Source organism: Paenibacillus sp. FSL k6-2145 (genome assembly GCF_037976585.1).
Taxonomy (GTDB): Bacteria; Bacillota; Bacilli; order Paenibacillales; family Paenibacillaceae; genus Paenibacillus.
The window spans coordinates 6,745,267-6,763,614 of the sequence record NZ_CP150267.1 but is presented as its reverse complement, the minus strand read 5'-3'; the positions used below and the strand labels follow the sequence as shown (position 1 = coordinate 6,763,614).

Sequence of the window (18,348 nt, the reverse complement as noted above, 5' to 3'; positions counted from 1 at the left end):
GGCTGCCTGGAGAACGGGGGTTTTTTGTTATGTTAATTAACGCTGTGTTTGAAGGTGGAGGCGTCAAAGGGATCTCGCTTGCAGGTGCTGTGCAGGGTGCTCAAGACTGCGGCATTCAGTTTAATCGAGTGGCAGGCACATCATCCGGTTCCATTGTAGCTGCTCTGCTAGCGGCCGGTTACAGGGCCGAGGAGATGAAAGTCATTATTGAGAATACCCCCTTTGTTTCATTGCTGCGTCGCTCCCCCATATTTAATACCCGATGGATCGGACCCGCGGCAAGGCTGTTCTTGAAGAAAGGCTTGTATTCGGGGGAGGCATTGGAATCATGGATTCGCAAGATGTTGGAGCAGAAAGGGATTCGCACATTCGCTGACTTGCCGCAAGGTAAGTTGCTTATTACGGCATCCGATATATCCAATGGAACCATTCTGGTGCTGCCGGACGATATTCGACGGTTCGGCATTGATCCTGCCAAGCTGGATGTTGCAAAAGCGGTACGTATGAGTTGCAGTATCCCTTATTTTTTTGATCCCGTAGTCATACGCAAATCGCCAGTATTCTCCAAAGGACTTCCTTTTCAAGATCAGTTTGTCTATGTAGTGGATGGTGGATTGCTTAGCAATTTTCCGCTGTGGCTCTTCGATGGGGATCGTACGGAACGAGGGGGAGACGTTATTCCGGTTGTCGGATTCAAAATGGTGGGGAAGACGGAAGTGGAACCTGCCCGTATTAAAGGACCGTTAAGCATGCTTCAGGCCCTTGTGGAGACGATGCTCACAGCACATGATGAACGCTACATCGAACAGATTAACCGGTTTCGGACAGTGAAGATACCAACGCTTGGGATTAAACCAACGCAATTTCATTTATCGTTACAGGACAGCACGGCCTTATATCGATCAGGTGCTACCGCAGGGAGTGAATTTTTCAACGGGTGGAATATGAAAGTGTATGATGAACAGCTGGACAAACAAAGAAAAGAATTGCGCAAGAAACAGGCAGAAGCTCCGCCTCTGATTCCTGTATAAACGTGAAAAAAGCAATTCTCCGCATATTGGGAGAACTGCTTTTTTGTATATCAGTAACTTTTAATGAAATTTCGGTATATCTTCATCGCTTTTCCCTTTTTGTCCCTGAATCACTTGGAAAGGATAATCCTTGCGTTTCTTAGAAGAGCCGCTGCTCTTTCTGGCACTGGACTGTGCATTGACTTTTGCCATGGTTCGTGCCGATGGCTTGATCTTTGGTGATTTGGTTTTGCTTGCCCAGCGACGAGGCGGATATTTGTACAGCAGGAATACAGCTCCGAACACGACCAGAGGAATAATGATCCTGGATGGACTAGCGTTCCCCAGCCAAGTCAAGACTCCAACAGCAGCTAGTGCGATGAACGTCCAAAATAAGATTGCCTGCTTGTTCATATCATTCACCCTTTCACAGGATCGAGTGTTGCAACAGGTACTTCTGATGTAGCAGAGACATTGGCAAGCTTGGCATCCAACTCACGCATACGGTTAAACGAAGCAATGGATACTTCTACCTGTTCGTTGGTCGGTTCTTTTGTTGTCAGCAATTGCAGCCACAATCCCGGGTATCCGAGATAACGCAGTACAGGAATATCACGTACTGAATTCGTGAGCTTTAACAGTTCAAAAGAAATGCCTAGCACAACTGGCAATAACAACAGACGCTGACCCATCCGTTCCCAGAGGTTATCGTACGTGAAGAGAGAGTATAGAAACACTCCAATAATGACTGTCAACATAATGAAACTGCTTCCGCAGCGGTAGTGCAGTCGGCTGTACTTTTGCACGTTCTCCGGTGTCAGTTCTTCACCAGCTTCATGTGCGCTGATTACTTTGTGTTCCGCTCCATGATACTGGAAGAGACGTTTAATCATCGGCGTCTGTGAGATTAACCACAGATAGGCGAGTAACAGGATCAGCTTAATGCCGCCTTCCAGTAAATTATGCAAAAACTGATTGTCGAATGCATTTTTGAATAGAAAATTCTCGATAACAACAGGAAGCAATGTGAGCACAACTTTACCAAAAAGGAATGAAAGGATGGCTACGGCAGTCACACCGATGATCATGCTTAGGCTCCAGCCCGAACCTTCTTTCTCTTTTTGCTTGGCTTTCTCTTCCGGTTCCAGTTCATCATCAGCATAGGCGTCAGCAGAATAATTGAGATGTCTGCTACCTTTGACACTTGAATCTATAATGCTGACAATTCCGCGTAATAAAGGAATCCGCCGCAATTTCGTGACCCAGGACTTGTCTTGCTTGGGAACTTCCAGATACGTAATTTCGCCGTCTTTTCTACGAACAGCTGTAACGTTGACATGTTTCCCACCGAACATTACGCCTTCAATGACAGCTTGCCCCCCATAGCTGACAGGCTTGGATTGTTGAGGCAAATTATTCACCTTCCTATTCTGTTCTAGGCCTTCGCGATCAAAGGCAGTTTAATAACCCTATTGTATCGAATTTTAAGACCAATTTCTAGTTTGTGAGTCAAACCTTGAAGGATGTTGTTAAGATTGTCCTGTTTTGAACATACTACCTCGTAGAATCAGAGCGGAAATTCGAGGCATAATGCGGGATTATCAACTGAATAAAGGAGAATATCGATGACAGAACGTAAGCATGAAGATACATCACACGATGAAGGTCAACGTCCCAATGAGCGGCAGCAAAAAGACAGGGGCAGACGCCCTACCCAGAGGCAAGGTCAAGCACACTACTACACGAATCCATTTTCCTTTGCGTTAGAGCTTGGCTTTTTTGCCGGTTTTATCTGGGGCGGGCTACATTGGCTATTCTATCTGTTGCATTTTACGATTGTACCTGTCGGATTTCTGGCCGAGCCTTTTTTCAAACATGAATATATATATACCGCAGCAGGACATTTGACAGGCTGGCTGTTTTTTATCGTCTTTTCCATCTTGGCATCCTTACTCTACACGTTCACGATTAGAAAACTGAAAGGGCCGTTACCCGGCATGGTGTATGGAATCGTCTGGTGGCTGATTCTCTTTATACTGGTCGGACCAAAACTGGGGATGATGAAACCTTTGAACGGTTTAACGTGGGATTCAATCATCACGGAACTCTGTTTCTTTTTGTTATGGGGGCTGTTCATTGGTTACACGGTAGCCATGGAGTACACGGACGAACGCAAACGCGAGCCGGAGCAAGCGGGGGCATAGCGCAAAAAAGCTTCTCAATCCGGCAATGGCTGTGTTAAAATAGCAGATGGTTATTTGCAGAGAGGGTGGAGCAGCGATGAAACGAATTATTGTGATCAATGGTCCGAACCTGAACATGCTTGGTGTACGTGAACCGGGCATCTATGGAACGCTTAGTCTGAAGGATATTGAAGACAAAATTCGCAGACAGGCTGATGAACTTGGCGTCTCCATCGCTTTTTATCAATCGAACCATGAAGGGGACATCATTGACCGCATTCATGCAGCGATGGGTGAGGCAGACGGAATCATACTGAATGCCGGAGCATTTACCCATTATAGCTATGCTATACGTGATGCAATCAATGCTGTAAAAGTCCCTACGGTGGAAGTACATCTATCCAACATTCATGCACGCGAAGCGTTCAGACATCATTCAGTGATTGCAGCGGAAACAATCGGGCAGATTGCCGGGTTTGGCGAAGTAAGCTATGAACTGGGATTGCTGGCTCTTGTGCGTCATCTGGACAAACAAACCTGAGCCGGGAACCCGGGAATGTGAGAGAAAGAAGGGTTACCGATGGAAAACAAACGAGTAAATAAGTTGCGTGAAGCCATGCGTGAGCATGAACTCACTGCAATGCTGATTACAAACCCGATTAACCGTCGTTATATGACGGGCTTTACAGGCTCGGCGGGATATGTGCTGATTACGGAACAGGATGCATATGTGCTGACTGATTTCCGTTATATGTCACAAGCGCCTCAGCAAGCCAAAGGATTTACCGTTGTGGAACATGGAGCTAAGCCGATGGATACGGTGCGCGAATTGCTGACATCCGCGAATATCAAAGAAGTGGGCTTCGAACAGGATAGTGTCACATTCGGCACGCATTCCGCTTATGCTGAAGCACTGCAGTCTATTGAACTGAAAGCTGTATCCGGGATCGTGGAACAACTTCGTATGTTCAAGGATGAAGACGAGATCGCGGTCATGCAGAGAGCAGCAGATCTGGCGGATGCCACGTTCAGCCACGTTTTGCAGTTTGCAAAACCAGGTATGACGGAGCGTGAAGTGGATCTGGAGATGGAGTTTTTCATGCGCAAACATGGAGCAACGTCCTCTTCGTTTGACACCATTGTAGCATCGGGTGAACGTTCTGCTATGCCTCACGGTGTAGCGAGCAGTAAGGTCATCGGACAGAATGAGTTAATTACATTTGACTTTGGTGCACTTTTGGACGGATACTGTTCAGATCTGACACGTACCATTGCAACAGGTACACCTGTACCTGAACTGCGCAAAATTTATGACATTGTACTGGAAGCTCAGTTACATACGCTGGAGAACCTGAAACCGGGTATGACCGGACGGGAAGCAGATGCATTGGCTCGTGATATCATTGCAGGTCACGGATATGGAGATCAATTCGGACACAGCACAGGCCACGGTCTGGGTATGGAAGTTCACGAAGCTCCTCGCCTGTCCAAGCTTAGCGACGATGTATTGAAACCGGGTATGGTTGTTACCGTTGAACCGGGTATATATATTGACGGGCTTGGCGGCGTGCGTATCGAGGATGACGTAGTGATTACCGAGACGGGTATTCATATTCTCACGAAGTCGGACAAGAAGTTCACCGTAATCGGCTAATTTACAGCCACCAGGGATATAAGACGATTTTTAATATAGAGGAATGTACATCTGCGATTGATTCTATGCGAGCGCATACGCAGTGAAGGGGACGGAATCGATTCAGAAGAAGCGTCAGCGTTCGCCTTTGTCTCCCCATTTTCAACCTTATGTAATTCTAATCATGAAAATGGGGAGACAACAGCGATCGGAAGAACGATCCGAACCCGAAACGGTCATGTCGCACAGAGTCACTAAGTAGATGAACTCACTTTTATATTAACCCACCGTCTTATATCACCTACTTTTTAACCATATCAGGAGGGATTTTTTGTGATTTCAGTAAACGATTTTAAAACAGGCTTGACCGTGCAAGTAGATAACGATATCTATACCGTGCTTGATTTCCAACACGTTAAACCAGGTAAAGGCGCTGCCTTCGTACGTTCCAAATTGAAAAACCTGCGTAACGGTAACACCGTTGAAAAAACATTCCGTGCGGGCGAAACGATTGGTCGTGCCATCATCGAAAACCGTGGCGTATCCTACCTGTATGCAAGCGGTACAGAGCACACGTTCATGGATAACGAAACTTATGATCAGTTCACATTGACTAGTGATCAACTGGAATGGGAATTGAACTTCCTGAAAGAAAACATGGTCGTTAAGATTGTTAGCTACCAAGGTGAAATCCTCGGAATTGACTTGCCAACAAGCGTTGAGTTGAAAGTCATCGAGACTGAGCCTAGTGTTAAAGGTAACACTGCACAAGGCGCTACCAAAAATGCAAAAGTGGAAACAGGCTTGAACGTACAAGTTCCTTTGTTTATTAACGAAGGTGATGTTCTCCTGATTGACACACGTGAAGGTAAATACTCTTCCCGTGCGTAACTTTCACAAGCTGTAAGCTAATAAACGGTATTAACAACCCTTTGCCATTCCTTTGGCAGAGGGTTTTTTCGAAAAAAGATTAGCCTATCAGGCGCTTTCGTAATATACTGGGTTAAAGTCATTTCTCGTAGAGAATAATGACGATGGACATTAATTATGCATACTGCACAAGGTAGGGAGTGGATTTGCGTTGTCATTGTACGTCATGAAATTTGGGGGCAGCTCGGTCGGAGATACAGAACGCATGAAGCGTGTAGCCGGACGTGTTGTAGAAAAAGCTGATGAAGGACATCGGTGTGTAGTCGTGGTTTCGGCCATGGGGGATACAACAGATGATTTGATTGATCAGGCAAAACAACTGAATAGTGATCTGCCTGCTCGTGAGATGGATATGCTCTTAACGACAGGAGAACAGATTTCGATCTCTTTGTTATCGATGGCTATTCAAGCGCTTGGACGTAAGGCAGTATCGTTTACGGGCTGGCAGGCGGGATTCCGCACAGAGCCGGTTCACGGAAAAGCACGTATTCATGATATTCAACCTGACCGCGTGAATGCAGCACTTGCCGAGGGCAACATTGTTATTGTTGCAGGCTTCCAGGGCATGACGGAAGACGGCGAGATCACAACGCTGGGTCGTGGTGGTTCGGATACAACAGCTGTAGCGCTGGCTGCAGCAATTAAGGCTGATGCGTGTGAGATCTATACGGATGTAGACGGAATCTATTCTACGGACCCGCGGATCGTTAAGGTTGCACGCAAGCTGAAGGAAATATCGTATGACGAAATGCTGGAACTTGCTAATTTGGGAGCAGCGGTGCTGCATCCGCGTGCAGTAGAGTACGCGAAGCATTCCGGTGTACCTTTAATTGTAAGATCCAGCTTTAACCATAATGAAGGAACGGTTGTGAAGGAGGAAGCAGCAATGGAACAAGGCGTAGTGGTTAGTGGTATTGCCTATGACAAAAATGTGGCTCGCATCAGTATTCTGGGTGTGCCGGATGTACCAGGAGTTCTGGCTGAAGTATTTGGTGCGCTTGCGTCCAATCAGCTGGATGTGGACATTATCGTTCAGAGCGGAGTGATGGATGGCAAAGCGGACTTCTCGTTCTCTGTGGCGCTGTCTGATCGTGAGAACGCATTACGTGTCATTGAAGGCCTTCACAGCCGTTTGCCTTACCGTGAAGTCACATCTGAGGAGAACCTCGTTAAAATCTCCATTGTTGGCGCAGGCATGGTCAGTCACCCAGGTGTAGCTGCGAAGATGTTCAAAGTCATTTCCGCTGAAGGCGTGAGCATCAAGATGGTGAGCACTTCCGAGATCAAAGTATCTTGTGTTATTGACGGAGATAAGCTGCATGACGTCATTAAGGCATTGCATACAGCATATGATCTCGACACTGCCGAGCAAGCCGTTATCGGTGGACCTCAAGATCGCAGATAAGTATTTTCTGTGTGTGTAAATTAGCAAAGGTGTACTGTTGCCAACGGGCAGCAGTACACCTTTTTTTGTTTTTCTCATGGCAATTCTCACATCAACTTGAACATCTTTCCCCCGCGTATGCCTCTATAAGGTTGCATGAGGTTCCCCTCCCCCATCTCGGGAACACAATCCAGCAAGTTTAATTGAGAACAATATGAAATGTCATGAACCCTGCCTAGCTTTTCAAGCCTACGCCCGCTAACAGATCCCTGCACCAGCTCGGGGATGCTCTCTTGACATTGGGATACCGCCTGATGAAGTGCTATGCCGAGATCGTTTAGTTGGAGGGGAGAACAGGATTGACGGTGCAGTTCGTCGATGATACATCCAGCACACAAGGCGTCCTCCAGTGCAAATTCATCCTGATTCCCCGCACATAACAGCAATACATCTCGTTGAAGTTGGCAAAGAACTGCTGCGACAGCCCTGACATTGAGAAATGATCCAGCTAGTACATGTTTCGCCCTGGAAGCTTTGATCAAGGCGCGGGTTCCATCGGTTGTGGTCAGTATGATTGTTTTATCTGCAATGTCCTCAGTCATATATTCATAGGGGGAATTCCCCACCTCGAATCCGGTGATTTTTTTGTCAAAACGTTCCCCGCCTCGAATGCAATCTTTCACTTCCATTTGTTTGGCTTGTGGAACGGTCTCTACAGCAATCACAGCGGAAGCGTCATACGCCAGAGCCGTAATAATCGTACTGGTCGTACACAATACATCAATGACAACTGCACTTCGCCCTGCGATATCAATAGTACGTACTTCATTCACATTGCCAACGACATCAACTCGCACTCCCCACAACTCCTTTCTTATCTGGGGATCGGTAGTTCTGTTTTGAACCGAAATGGAACTTACCTATCTGCAATTACTATATGCATGCACATCTAGACGGGTGCCTAGAACAGAAGGTGCATCTATGCTTTCAACTCTCAACCGTATTCTGAAGAATTGATAGATTTCAGCGTCATAAATTAAATGTACAGGCATAAACTTGAGATATGAACAAGCGCCAGAAGTGTGAACCAAATGATCTCAAGGTTGGAGGAGCCTACTCATGAAGGTGAACTGGAGGGAACTTTTTCCGGAACCGATCCGAACCATTCTTGGAAGAATGCCACCCGCTCTATTGGAACAAGTGGAGGAAGTACGTATTCGTGAAGGCAGACCCCTGGAGATTAATGCAGGCAACACATACCACTTCCTGACACCTCAAGGTTGTCCGACCGGGAATCCTGAAGAAGCGTATGTTCCTCAGAAAGAAGTGACGCACAGGTTGTTGGACCTGATCAGTAACCATTCACTTTATACATTGGAAGAGGAACTGCGCAAAGGGTTCATCACCATACCTGGGGGACATCGAATCGGGCTTGCTGGACGAACGGTACTAAGCGGTGGGCGTGTCGAATACCTGCGTGATATCAACGGGTTTAACGTTCGGGTAGCCCGTGAGGTACATGGAGTGGCTGATCGTATCCTTCCTTATCTTCTCGATATGAAGAGCGGACAGGTCCTGCACACGTTGATCCTATCACCACCACAACAAGGGAAAACGACGTTGTTACGAGATCTGGCGAGACAAATTAGCAGTGGTACAAAGCTTACAGGGGGAACTGAACTGGTTCAGGGAATACGCCCACGTCTGAAAGTGGGCATTGTGGATGAAAGGTCCGAAATCGCTGGTAGCTACAAAGGAGTACCTGGCTTCGACGTAGGTCCCCGAACAGATGTGATGGACGGTTGTCCGAAGGCTGAGGGCATGATGATGATGCTTCGCTCCATGTCGCCCGATGTCCTGATTGTGGACGAGATCGGTCGTCCGGAGGATGCCGAGGCGGTGATGGAAGCCCTGCATGCAGGAGTCTCAGTGATTGCGACTGCGCATGGCCGTGACCTATCGGAGCTGTCGGCCAGACCTGCCCTCAGAACCTTAATTACGGAGCAGATGTTTCAACGTTATGTCCAGCTGCAACGGACGAGCCGGGGCATGACCTTTCGGCTGGCTGATGGCAAAATGCGTGGGTTGCAGCAGACCGGGGCAGGAGGTGAAGCCTTTGGTTAACATGTTTGGTGCGGTAATTATTTTGTTAGCCAGCACCCTCGCCGGATTTTACAAGGCCAGACAGTATGCATTAAGACCGAGACAGTTGCGAGAACTCATTGCAGCCCTCCAGCGACTAATGACGGAGATTAACTATGGGCTCACTCCACTTCCCGATGCCATGGGCAAGATGGGAGCACAGACCAAAGAACCTGTAAAGACGCTGTTTCTTCATGCAGCTACACAGATGGAACCTCCTCATGGACTCACTGCCCGGGAAAGTCTGCAGTCAGGCGTGGATCTGGCGTGGGGAAGATCAGCCATGAAGGCTGACGAGAAGGAAGTGATGCTGCAATTAAGCTTCAGCCTTGGCACAAGTGACCGTCAGGATCAGACCAAACATATATCGTTAGCCATTCAACAACTAATGCATGAGGAATCCCGTGCCCAGGCCGATCAAATGAAATATGAACGAATGAGCCGAAGCCTCGGGATGCTTGTCGGAGCGTTAATCGTCATTCTGATCTTCTGAAATAGCCGGGATAGTGAGGTGCCAAGGTCATGAATCTAGAAGTGAACGCAATCTTTCAAATTGCGGGTATCGGAATCATCATCGCCATGATTCACACGGTACTGAAACAAATGGGAAAGGAAGATATGGCTCACTGGGTGACCGTAATCGGATTTGTCGTTGTATTGTTCATGGTGGTCCGTATGCTGGACAGCCTGCTACAAGAGATCAAATCGATATTTCTTTTTCAATGAAAAACGGTCATGAAGCCGGATGGTGGTGACCTGTGGAAATTATCCAAGTTGTAGGTTTGGCGCTCATCGCAACAGTGCTCATTCTGGTCATTAAGGAACAGAAACCGATGTTTGCCTTTCTGATTGCTGCCGCGACTGGCATTGTCATCTTCATGTTGTTGATTGGCAAAATCGGTGCAGTCATCGAAGTGTTAAAGCGGCTTGCCGAGAATTCAGGCATGGAAAGTATTTATCTGAAAACAGTGCTGAAAATTATTGGCATAGCGTACATCGCAGAATTTGGCGCACAGATTGTCAGGGATGCAGGTCAGGAGAGCATTGCGTCCAAGATTGAACTGGCTGGTAAGGTATTGATCCTTGTACTTGCTATACCGATCATCAGCATTATTATCGAAACCGTCATGAAGCTGATGCCGGTGTAGAAAGGGCGTGCGGACTTCATATGAAATCAATGCATCATAAGCCGCAGTGGCGCCTTACGGTTGTGCTGATGCTCTGTTTTCTGTTTGGTATCCTGGGACAGGTTACTGCAACCTCGCCTTCCGGTGAGTGGATGGAGCAGCAGGCCGATCAGCTTCCCAAGGATCAGGTGGAGAAATACTGGGATCAACTGATGCAACAATACGGTGGTTTCTTCCCGGATGGGAAGACCCCTTCCTTCATGGATATGTTAATCCCCGGCAATGAAGGGTTCAGCCTGAAATCGGTGTTTGTGGCGATCGGAACCTTCATGCTGCATGAAATTTTATATAATGGCAAGCTTCTGGTCACGATTGTGATGTTAAGTGTACTCAGCATGATTCTGGAGACTCTTCAGACCGCATTTGAGAAAAATAATATTAGCAAAATCGCCTATTCCATCTGTTATATGGTCATTATCATCATTGCAATCAACAGCTTCAGTGTGGCGATTGGATACGCCAAGGATGCCATAACTGGCATGATCAACTTTATGATGGCCATGGTTCCCTTGTTATTCACACTGCTTGCGTCCATGGGTAATGTCATCACCGTCTCGGTGACACATCCACTCATCATTTTCATGATTCATCTGGTGAGTACTTTGATTCACTTGCTGGTATTCCCGTTACTCTTCTTCTCAGCTGTTCTCCATCTCGTCAGTTCATTGTCTGACAAGTACAAGCTGACACAGCTGGCAGACCTCCTGCGCAATATTAGTGTGGCACTGCTGGGTATCCTGCTGACGATGTTTTTGGGTGTAATCTCGGTTCAGGGAGCATCGGGATCGGTAGCGGATGGAGTCAGCCTGAAGGCCGCCAAATACATCGCAGGCAACTTTGTCCCTGTCGTGGGCAGAACATTTGCGGATGCGACGGATACGGTAATTACAGCTTCTTTACTTGTCAAAAATGCAATTGGACTCACCGGGGTGATCATCATTTTGTTCCTATGTGCCTTTCCGGCACTCAAGATCCTGGCTCTTGCCTTGATATACAACGTAACTGGTGCCATTATGCAACCGCTCGGAGACACCCCGATTGTAGGATGCCTGCAGGCCATCGGCAAGAGCATGATCTACGTATTTGCGGCGCTCGCAGCCGTCGGGCTCATGTTTTTCCTGGCAATTACCATCTTGCTGACCGCGGGCAATATGACTGTCATGATGCGCTGAATGTATGTTGAGAAGAAAGGGGATGGAAAGGATGGGGTGGCTGAGCAACTGGCTCCAGGAATTGATTATGATCGTTCTGCTGGCGACTTTTGTGGATATGCTGTTGCCCAATCGATCCATGGAACGTTATGTCAAGCTTGTGCTGAGCCTTCTCATCCTGCTGACCCTTTTATCACCCATAACCAAGCTCCTCAAAAGTGATCCGATTGGCGAACTGAAACGGGCAATGTCGGCAATGGATGCTCCATCGGATGGGAATGCAACACTCGAACAGATATTAGCTCAGGGCAAGCGGCTGCAATCCAATGAACAGGAACAATCCTTACAATGGACAGCCAAAGAACTGGCTAATGTCATGAAAGGTCAGATTGAAGAAACAACAGGTGCCAAGGTGCGGTCCGTAGAGGTACAGCTGACCATGAGTAAATATGAAACCGAGATGGAAGTTGCCTCATCAGTCGAACTGCCTGTGATCCAGCGTGTATTGGTCGAGATGGCCGGAGAGGGTGCAGGAAAAGAAGTGAAGGCAGGCCAGCAAGAAGTCGCTGCAAATACACAACCCATATTTGGAACTAATACAGAATCCGAGAAGGATGAAACACATCAAATTCAGCAGCCCATCCAGGTTGGTCAGATTGAAGTGCCTGATATTCAGATTGATGTGAGTAGAGGGCAACGTGATGAAAATGAAGCGTCTTCCGAGCCTGTTATACGTGATCAGGCAGATGAGACGAAGCAGCAAGGTGAGACATCCACAAGGTCCGAACATGCGGTGCAGATTATTACATTGTTGACTGAAAAGTGGGATGTTGATGCAAACAACGTTCAAGTGACAGAACCAAAAAGTGCTGGAGTGCTCTGAGAAGGAGGGTGTCCGATGAAACAATGGTTCAAAAAGATGGAAACCTGGATGGGTGGCGGAGAGGGTGGGGCAAGGCGAAGTCAAACCTTCCGCTGGCTGATTATCCTTGGTTTGATCGGGGTGGGAATCATGCTGTTCAATTCCTTCGTCAATGTCAAAAAAATTGATTCCGAAAATATCGGTCGGGAACCACCGGACCCGGCAACATCCATGGCATCCATACAGAGTGATCCGTCGGAACAGAATCCTTTTCAGGCGATCGAAATTGCATTTGAAGACAAAATCAAAGGTGTGCTGGAAAACATTGTTGGTGTGGGAACGGTTGATGTGATGGTTACCGTGGATTCCACAGAAGAATTGGTCGTTCAGCGGAACGTGAAGGATTCTCAGCAACTTACCGAAGAAACCGATGCTAGCGGGGGCAAGCGACATATGACGCAATATACCCGTGATGGCGAGATTATTACGTACGAAATATCAGGGGATCAGACACCTATAGTGACCAAAAAGCTCAAACCGCAGATCCGTGGGGTGCTTGTGGTTGCGAGGGGTGCAGAGAACAAGGTTGTGAAGGACCTGATAACCGATGCTGTGGAAAAAGGACTGAATGTGGCAGCCTACCGGATCTCGGTTGTCCCGCGCAAACAAGACTAATCTGATGTGTTGAATCACAAGATTCAATTCTCATAAGATTGAAGCCAATTTGAGGAGGAAGTTCTAATGAATAACAAACGTCAAACGGTATGGCTCGTTTCCATGCTGAGTCTGATGGTCATTTTGTCCGCGTATTATCTGTTCACTGAGGATTCCGGTCCAATCAACGCGCCGGTGGCAGACAGTCAGCAAGTGGATGGAATCAAGCAAGGGGAAGCAAAGGAGACGGCAGGCATTCTTGATCCTACAGAAGGTTTTGTTGTGAATGAAGTGGTGAATAGCGGCGAAGTTGAAAGTGATCCAAGTGCGGCTGGCGCTATGGAAGAACCGGCGGCTACGGAAGGTAAAGAAGCTGGAAATACAGAGAAAACACCTGCTGTCGAACCAGGCGAGAATAAGAGTGAGGCAGGCAAAGAAACCAACAAAGAGACCGACAAAGGGGCAACAACTACACCGGAGACAGACGGTCAGACAGGCGGCACTGCAACCAAGACAGATGAGGAAGTCCTCAAGGAAATGGAAGAGCAGAATACGACAGCATCTGCGAGCAGCCAGTTCCAGAACTACCAGTGGCAACGTGAAGAAAGCAACAATCGTAAGTATGAGGAACTGATGACCGTGGCAGGTGATCTGAGCAAAACGCCAGAGGAGAATGCCAAAGCAACGGAGCAACTCCGTACACTGGAAGAAAAAGAAGCCAAAATCACTGGCATTGAAGAGACGCTCTCTCAACAGTACGCTAATGCGATCGTTCAAGAAGATGCCGACAAGTATAAAGTTGTGGTCCTCAGTGACAAACTGGATGTAAAACAGGCGGTATCCATTGTCGATCTGGTCATGAAAGAATTGGCGGTTTCACAGAACAAAATCAGCGTGCAATACGTCACAGAACAGTAATCCAAATCATGGAAATGCAGTCCCGGGAGCTGGTTGTACTCTCGGGCTCTTTCCATTTTTAATGATTATGATATAATACATAAAGCCATATGACCGTCCTAGTGAGACTGGCATGATGCCGAAGGAGTGAATAATGGAAATGTTTAAATTGAGTGAAATCAAAGAACTGATTAAACTGGTAGATGAAAGTTCCGTTCAAGAGTTGGAAATTGAAAATGAAGGATCACGGTTATCGATCCGCAAACCGGGCAAAACGGAGTATGTTCAAGCAGCTGCTGTGCAACCGCAAATGATTGCTGCTCCGCAAGTACAGCCGGCCGCAGTGGTAAGTGAAGCTGCACCGCAGGTCGATACTACAAGTCATTTACATAAAATTGTATCTCCGATGGTAGGTACTTTTTACAGAGCTTCCTCGCCGGAAGCGGGTCCTTTTGTGAGCGCTGGTGATAAAGTTGTTGAGAAAACAACGGTATGTATCATCGAAGCTATGAAGCTGATGAACGAGCTTGATGCGGACATCAAGGGAGAAATCGTTGAAGTGCTGGTTGAGAACGGACAGCTGGTCGAGTATGGGCAGCCCCTTTTCCTGGTGAAACCGGAATAACCGTTATAGCTGGTAAACAGCTAACCGCATGAGCTTCGAAGGAGGACAAAACGAAATGAAATTTCAAAAAATACTGATTGCGAACCGTGGAGAGATTGCGGTACGTATTATTCGTGCCTGCCGTGAAATCGGCATCTCAACGGTAGCCGTCTATTCGGAAGCGGACAAGGATTCTCTGCATGTTCGTCTTGCAGATGAGGCTTATTGTATCGGACCGACACTGTCTAAGGACAGTTACCTCAACTTCACAAACCTGATGAGTGTAGCCACACTGACGGAATGTGATGCAATCCACCCTGGTTACGGTTTTTTGGCGGAGAATGCTGATTTTGCGGAAATTTGTGAGTCTTGCAATATTACGTTTATTGGACCTTCTCCTGAAGCCATCACCAAAATGGGTGACAAGGCTGTTGCCAAACAGACGATGAAAGATGCAGGAGTACCTGTTATTCCTGGATCAGACGGCCTTGTTGAAAATATGGATGAAGCCATCATGATTGCTAGAGATATCGGATATCCTATCATTATCAAAGCTACTGCTGGTGGCGGAGGTAAGGGAATTCGTATTGCCGAAGATGAAGAAACGCTGATTAAGCAGATTACTGCTGCTCAGCAGGAAGCACAAAAGGCATTTGGCAATGCAGGTGTATATCTGGAGAAATTCCTGACAGGTATGAAACACGTGGAAATTCAGATCATTGCTGATAAACACGGAAATGCAGCACATTTGGGAGAGCGTGATTGCTCGGTTCAGCGTCGTCGCCAGAAATTGGTAGAGGAAGCTCCGTGTCCAATTCTCTCCGAAGATGTGCGTACACTGATGGGCGAAGCTGCAGTACGGGCTGCCCTTGCTGTGGATTACTCGGGAGCGGGTACATTGGAATTCCTGCTCAGCCCGAATGGCGAGTTCTATTTCATGGAAATGAATACGCGTATTCAGGTAGAGCACCCGGTTACTGAGATGGTTACTGGCGTGGATCTGATCCGTGAGATGATCTCCGTAGCTGAAGGCAACCCACTTTCATTCCGTCAGGAAGACGTGGTTATCAATGGCTGGTCCATTGAATGTCGTATCAATGCAGAAGATCCGGACCGTAACTTTATGCCATCACCAGGCAAAATCGGATTCTACCTTGCACCGGGAGGACCTGGCGTTCGTGTAGATAGTGCTGCTTATCCGGGTTATACCATTTCACCTTTCTATGATTCCATGATCGCAAAATTGATTGTGTGGGGAGCGAATCGTGAAGAGGCGATTGCCAAGATGAAACGTGCGCTTGGGGAATTTGCGATTGAAGGCATATCTACAACTATTCCTTTCCATCAGAAATTGCTGGAGCACCCAACGTTCATTCGTGGGGACTTTGATATCAAATTTCTTGAGGAAAACGAGATTTAAAAGGTATATTGGGCTTGTTTGTCATAATGTAGCCCAAATGATATAGTATGTAATAATAAGAGCGCATGTCTCCTGCAAAGGATAAGCCCGCACCTCGCGGATGTTTGCAGGAGTTCCGGTAAAGCCGGACCGGAAGGGTTCTGAAGGTTGATTAACCTGAGTCCAGCGCCCTGACGGATGGCCGCAAACTTATCTCGCGAAAGGTGTGTTGAACAGTTATGAGTACACTACCGACTGAATTTGAACGAACGGATATCGGTGAAATCCAGATCGCACCTGAAGTTATTGAAGTGATTGCTGGATTGGCAACCCTTGAAGTGAAAGGTGTTGCAGGCATGAGTGGCGGATTCGCTGGCGGATTTGCTGAATTGCTTGGTCGCAAAAACCTTTCCAAAGGTGTTAAAGTTGAAGTGGGCCAACGTGAAGCTGCAGTTGATGTTTCCGTAATTATCGAGTACGGATACCGTTTGCCACAAGTAGCTACGGAGATTCAACAGAACGTGAAACGTTCCATCGAGAATATGACAGGATTGAATGTGAATGAAGTGAATGTGCACATTCATGACGTTCAGTTCAAGAGCACCGAGAAAGTGGAAGAAATCGACCTGAACAGTCAGCGCGTAAAATAAAAGAAGACAGATTCCCCCGGCATCATCTGCCGGGGGTTATCCCGTCTTGGACAGGTCTTCATTATAGCGAAAGCTAGATGAGGATCTGATTTTTTGCTAGTGAACAGGTTAAGTCATGTTAGTGAGCAAGGGAGGCTGTGCAGTTCGTGGCTAAAATACTGGATCGGCTTCTGTTGTTTATATACAGCATAAGCGTTGGAGCAATATCGGCAGCCGTCATTCTTCTGATTAGCGGTGTGCTGCCTTACGAATTGAATTACCAGCAGGAACAAAACGTTATTGTTGCGTCGGTTATTGCAGCAGCGATTTTGTTTATCCTGAGTTTGCGATTTTTCTACATCTCGGTTCGGCGTGAGCGTGCATCGTTGCCGTCTGTAGATCAACCTACTGAGTTTGGTGATGTACAGATTTCGATGGAGACGATTGAGAATCTCTGTTTGAAGGCAACTTCCCGTTTCAGGGGAGTACGTGATGTCAAGGCACGCATACGTGTGGTTGAGTCAGGACTGGAGATTATGATCCGTGCGGTAGTGGATGGTGAGACACCTATTCCTGCGCTGACTTCTGATCTGCAAAAGGCGATACATGATCATGTACAAGAGATTACGGGCATCCCGGTTTCTTTTGTCACCGTGTATATCGCTAATGTAACCCAGTCGCCTAACTACAAGAGTCGAGTGGAATGAGGTGAGTTTCACTGATGCTGTGGAAAGAGATTTGGGATAGTCACAGAGGCCGAATTACCGGAATTATCGGCGGCATCTTTTTTGGATTTCTTTATGTATGGATCGGTTTTTGGGATATGTTGTTCTTTGCACTCTTGGTGTTCATCGGTTATACGTTAGGCAGACGGAGCGATTCGAAGCTGGGTTCGTCCATTCCCTGGAGGGAGTGGGGACAATGGCTTGGCGATCGCTGGCGTCCGTTTAAGTGACCTACCTGAACCCTGCAATATGTTTCTTCCGAAAATAGAGCTGTAGTTTAGGTTGCCCGTTTTTTGGAGGAAACGTATTGCAGGTTTTTTTTGTGAAAAGGGATAACAATAACAATACCGTGTAAGCCATTGATCTAACCGATACAGGATTTGATGAGATGGATGCATGGATTATAAAATAAGCATGATGACGCTCCAGACGGAGCGCTGCAGGAGGCAGGACATGAAAAGACGTTTGGCAAGGGAAATTGCAGTACAAAGTCTGTATCAGATGGAAATGAATGAGGTAGGCGCAGCAGAAGCTGTAAACATGTTGATCAATGAAGCTGCTGAAGATAATGAAACCGAAGTGGTCATCCGCGATGCAGATGTAATGCGTACTTATGTTACTGAGATTGTACAAGGAGCCTGGAACAATAAGGAAGCAATTGACGGGCTGCTTGTGGATTATTTGAAAGGATGGCAGATTAGCCGTCTGTCACGTGTAGATCGCCAGATTCTACGACTGTCAACGTATGAAATGGTATTCCGTGATGACATCCCGGCAAAGGTATCGGTCAATGAAGCAATTGAACTGTCCAAATATTTTGGTACAGAAGAATCCGGTAAGTTTGTCAATGGCGTACTTGGACGCATGATTCAGGAAGTTGACGCGATTAAAGCAAAATTATCTTAAGTTATGATTAACTATGGAGCATGTTCAAAAGGACCGGTTTTCAGTATCCTTC

The 18,348-nt window shown here is 47.1% G+C and carries 23 protein-coding genes; 20 read left to right on the top strand and 3 right to left on the bottom strand.

The window, feature by feature from the left end; genetic code table 11:
- Positions 1-29 precede the first annotated feature (29 nt).
- Complete coding sequence (locus NZ043_RS29985) at positions 30-1,031, top strand: patatin-like phospholipase family protein (RefSeq protein WP_339309963.1); 1,002 nt, start codon at positions 30-32, stop codon at positions 1,029-1,031.
- Between the two features lie 60 nt (positions 1,032-1,091).
- Here NZ043_RS29985 and NZ043_RS29980 read toward each other — a convergent pair whose 3' ends face one another.
- Together NZ043_RS29980 and NZ043_RS29975 are read right to left on the bottom strand one after the other, a co-directional pair.
- On the bottom strand, positions 1,092-1,424 hold the full coding sequence (locus NZ043_RS29980; RefSeq protein ID WP_036614407.1) for a hypothetical protein: 333 nt from the start codon (positions 1,422-1,424) through the stop codon (positions 1,092-1,094).
- A 5-nt stretch (positions 1,425-1,429) separates the two neighbouring features.
- Complete coding sequence (locus tag NZ043_RS29975; RefSeq protein WP_062835280.1) at positions 1,430-2,422, bottom strand: DUF1385 domain-containing protein; 993 nt, start codon at positions 2,420-2,422, stop codon at positions 1,430-1,432.
- A gap of 213 nt (positions 2,423-2,635) precedes the next feature.
- On the opposite strand from NZ043_RS29975, the gene NZ043_RS29970 reads away from it, so the two are divergent.
- From NZ043_RS29970 to NZ043_RS29950, 5 genes are all read left to right on the top strand, one after another.
- A complete protein-coding gene (locus tag NZ043_RS29970; protein ID WP_091028804.1) occupies positions 2,636-3,214 on the top strand; it encodes a YqhR family membrane protein in 579 nt (192 codons plus the stop codon).
- Between the two features lie 76 nt (positions 3,215-3,290).
- The gene (gene aroQ / locus NZ043_RS29965) at positions 3,291-3,734 is read left to right on the top strand and encodes a type II 3-dehydroquinate dehydratase (RefSeq protein WP_062835278.1); all 444 of its coding nucleotides are present in this window, start codon (positions 3,291-3,293) and stop codon (positions 3,732-3,734) included.
- A 39-nt stretch (positions 3,735-3,773) separates the two neighbouring features.
- Entirely contained in the window at positions 3,774-4,847 is a 1,074-nt protein-coding gene (locus tag NZ043_RS29960) for a Xaa-Pro peptidase family protein (protein WP_339309962.1), read from the top strand.
- Between the two features lie 312 nt (positions 4,848-5,159).
- A complete protein-coding gene (gene efp, locus NZ043_RS29955; RefSeq protein WP_017687580.1) occupies positions 5,160-5,717 on the top strand; it encodes an elongation factor P in 558 nt (185 codons plus the stop codon).
- A gap of 190 nt (positions 5,718-5,907) precedes the next feature.
- Positions 5,908-7,161, top strand: a complete 1,254-nt coding sequence (locus NZ043_RS29950; protein WP_047843625.1) for an aspartate kinase — start codon at positions 5,908-5,910, stop codon at positions 7,159-7,161.
- Positions 7,162-7,247: 86 nt separating this feature from the next.
- Here NZ043_RS29950 and NZ043_RS29945 read toward each other — a convergent pair whose 3' ends face one another.
- A complete protein-coding gene (locus NZ043_RS29945; protein WP_339309961.1) occupies positions 7,248-7,997 on the bottom strand; it encodes a 2-phosphosulfolactate phosphatase in 750 nt (249 codons plus the stop codon).
- A 262-nt stretch (positions 7,998-8,259) separates the two neighbouring features.
- Here NZ043_RS29945 and spoIIIAA point away from each other — a divergent pair, with 262 nt between their 5' ends.
- From spoIIIAA to nusB, 14 genes are all read left to right on the top strand, one after another.
- On the top strand, positions 8,260-9,264 hold the full coding sequence (spoIIIAA, locus tag NZ043_RS29940) for a stage III sporulation protein AA (RefSeq protein WP_036674989.1): 1,005 nt from the start codon (positions 8,260-8,262) through the stop codon (positions 9,262-9,264).
- Complete coding sequence (spoIIIAB, locus tag NZ043_RS29935) at positions 9,257-9,775, top strand: stage III sporulation protein SpoIIIAB (RefSeq protein WP_036614389.1); 519 nt, start codon at positions 9,257-9,259, stop codon at positions 9,773-9,775. The genes spoIIIAA and spoIIIAB overlap by 8 nt, the downstream gene beginning before the upstream one ends.
- Before the next feature lie 29 nt (positions 9,776-9,804).
- Positions 9,805-10,008, top strand: coding sequence for a stage III sporulation protein AC (spoIIIAC, locus tag NZ043_RS29930; protein ID WP_017687585.1), 204 nt, complete (start codon positions 9,805-9,807; stop codon positions 10,006-10,008).
- A 32-nt stretch (positions 10,009-10,040) separates the two neighbouring features.
- Positions 10,041-10,430 carry a stage III sporulation protein AD gene (spoIIIAD, locus tag NZ043_RS29925; RefSeq protein WP_017687586.1) on the top strand — a complete coding sequence of 130 codons (390 nt, stop codon included), beginning with the start codon at positions 10,041-10,043 and terminating at the stop codon, positions 10,428-10,430.
- Between the two features lie 20 nt (positions 10,431-10,450).
- Positions 10,451-11,641 carry a stage III sporulation protein AE gene (spoIIIAE, locus tag NZ043_RS29920; protein WP_091028810.1) on the top strand — a complete coding sequence of 397 codons (1,191 nt, stop codon included), beginning with the start codon at positions 10,451-10,453 and terminating at the stop codon, positions 11,639-11,641.
- A 31-nt stretch (positions 11,642-11,672) separates the two neighbouring features.
- Positions 11,673-12,503, top strand: coding sequence for a stage III sporulation protein AF (spoIIIAF, locus tag NZ043_RS29915; protein ID WP_339309960.1), 831 nt, complete (start codon positions 11,673-11,675; stop codon positions 12,501-12,503).
- Positions 12,504-12,518: 15 nt separating this feature from the next.
- Positions 12,519-13,157: a stage III sporulation protein AG gene (spoIIIAG, locus tag NZ043_RS29910; RefSeq protein ID WP_017687589.1), complete on the top strand. Its 639-nt coding sequence runs from the start codon at positions 12,519-12,521 to the stop codon at positions 13,155-13,157.
- Between the two features lie 66 nt (positions 13,158-13,223).
- Positions 13,224-14,054, top strand: coding sequence for a SpoIIIAH-like family protein (locus tag NZ043_RS29905; RefSeq protein WP_339309959.1), 831 nt, complete (start codon positions 13,224-13,226; stop codon positions 14,052-14,054).
- A 139-nt stretch (positions 14,055-14,193) separates the two neighbouring features.
- Positions 14,194-14,658, top strand: a complete 465-nt coding sequence (accB, locus tag NZ043_RS29900; protein WP_036614903.1) for an acetyl-CoA carboxylase biotin carboxyl carrier protein — start codon at positions 14,194-14,196, stop codon at positions 14,656-14,658.
- 55 nt (positions 14,659-14,713) lie between these two features.
- A complete protein-coding gene (gene accC / locus NZ043_RS29895) occupies positions 14,714-16,057 on the top strand; it encodes an acetyl-CoA carboxylase biotin carboxylase subunit (protein WP_036614375.1) in 1,344 nt (447 codons plus the stop codon).
- Positions 16,058-16,275: 218 nt separating this feature from the next.
- Positions 16,276-16,686: an Asp23/Gls24 family envelope stress response protein gene (locus NZ043_RS29890; RefSeq protein WP_017687593.1), complete on the top strand. Its 411-nt coding sequence runs from the start codon at positions 16,276-16,278 to the stop codon at positions 16,684-16,686.
- Between the two features lie 146 nt (positions 16,687-16,832).
- Positions 16,833-17,372, top strand: a complete 540-nt coding sequence (amaP, locus tag NZ043_RS29885; protein ID WP_339309958.1) for an alkaline shock response membrane anchor protein AmaP — start codon at positions 16,833-16,835, stop codon at positions 17,370-17,372.
- Positions 17,373-17,386: 14 nt separating this feature from the next.
- Positions 17,387-17,620: a DUF2273 domain-containing protein gene (locus NZ043_RS29880; protein ID WP_017687595.1), complete on the top strand. Its 234-nt coding sequence runs from the start codon at positions 17,387-17,389 to the stop codon at positions 17,618-17,620.
- Between the two features lie 223 nt (positions 17,621-17,843).
- A complete protein-coding gene (gene nusB, locus NZ043_RS29875; RefSeq protein ID WP_017687596.1) occupies positions 17,844-18,296 on the top strand; it encodes a transcription antitermination factor NusB in 453 nt (150 codons plus the stop codon).
- The last annotated feature ends 52 nt before the right edge of the window (positions 18,297-18,348 follow it).

What these genes read in the sequence shown, in the direction of transcription:
- NZ043_RS29980 (WP_036614407.1), bottom strand. Translation starts at nt 1,424, where the DNA reads ATGAACAAGCAGGCAATCTTATTTTGGACGTTCATCGCACTAGCTGCT.
- spoIIIAG (WP_017687589.1), top strand. Translation starts at nt 12,519, where the DNA reads ATGAAACAATGGTTCAAAAAGATGGAAACCTGGATGGGTGGCGGAGAG.
- nusB (WP_017687596.1), top strand. Translation starts at nt 17,844, where the DNA reads ATGAAAAGACGTTTGGCAAGGGAAATTGCAGTACAAAGTCTGTATCAG.
- NZ043_RS29905 (WP_339309959.1), top strand. Translation starts at nt 13,224, where the DNA reads ATGAATAACAAACGTCAAACGGTATGGCTCGTTTCCATGCTGAGTCTG.
- NZ043_RS29960 (WP_339309962.1), top strand. Translation starts at nt 3,774, where the DNA reads ATGGAAAACAAACGAGTAAATAAGTTGCGTGAAGCCATGCGTGAGCAT.
- spoIIIAA (WP_036674989.1), top strand. Translation starts at nt 8,260, where the DNA reads ATGAAGGTGAACTGGAGGGAACTTTTTCCGGAACCGATCCGAACCATT.
- accB (WP_036614903.1), top strand. Translation starts at nt 14,194, where the DNA reads ATGTTTAAATTGAGTGAAATCAAAGAACTGATTAAACTGGTAGATGAA.
- aroQ (WP_062835278.1), top strand. Translation starts at nt 3,291, where the DNA reads ATGAAACGAATTATTGTGATCAATGGTCCGAACCTGAACATGCTTGGT.
- NZ043_RS29970 (WP_091028804.1), top strand. Translation starts at nt 2,636, where the DNA reads ATGACAGAACGTAAGCATGAAGATACATCACACGATGAAGGTCAACGT.
- accC (WP_036614375.1), top strand. Translation starts at nt 14,714, where the DNA reads ATGAAATTTCAAAAAATACTGATTGCGAACCGTGGAGAGATTGCGGTA.
- NZ043_RS29985 (WP_339309963.1), top strand. Translation starts at nt 30, where the DNA reads ATGTTAATTAACGCTGTGTTTGAAGGTGGAGGCGTCAAAGGGATCTCG.
- spoIIIAE (WP_091028810.1), top strand. Translation starts at nt 10,451, where the DNA reads ATGAAATCAATGCATCATAAGCCGCAGTGGCGCCTTACGGTTGTGCTG.
- spoIIIAC (WP_017687585.1), top strand. Translation starts at nt 9,805, where the DNA reads ATGAATCTAGAAGTGAACGCAATCTTTCAAATTGCGGGTATCGGAATC.
- NZ043_RS29890 (WP_017687593.1), top strand. Translation starts at nt 16,276, where the DNA reads ATGAGTACACTACCGACTGAATTTGAACGAACGGATATCGGTGAAATC.
- spoIIIAF (WP_339309960.1), top strand. Translation starts at nt 11,673, where the DNA reads ATGGGGTGGCTGAGCAACTGGCTCCAGGAATTGATTATGATCGTTCTG.
- NZ043_RS29880 (WP_017687595.1), top strand. Translation starts at nt 17,387, where the DNA reads ATGCTGTGGAAAGAGATTTGGGATAGTCACAGAGGCCGAATTACCGGA.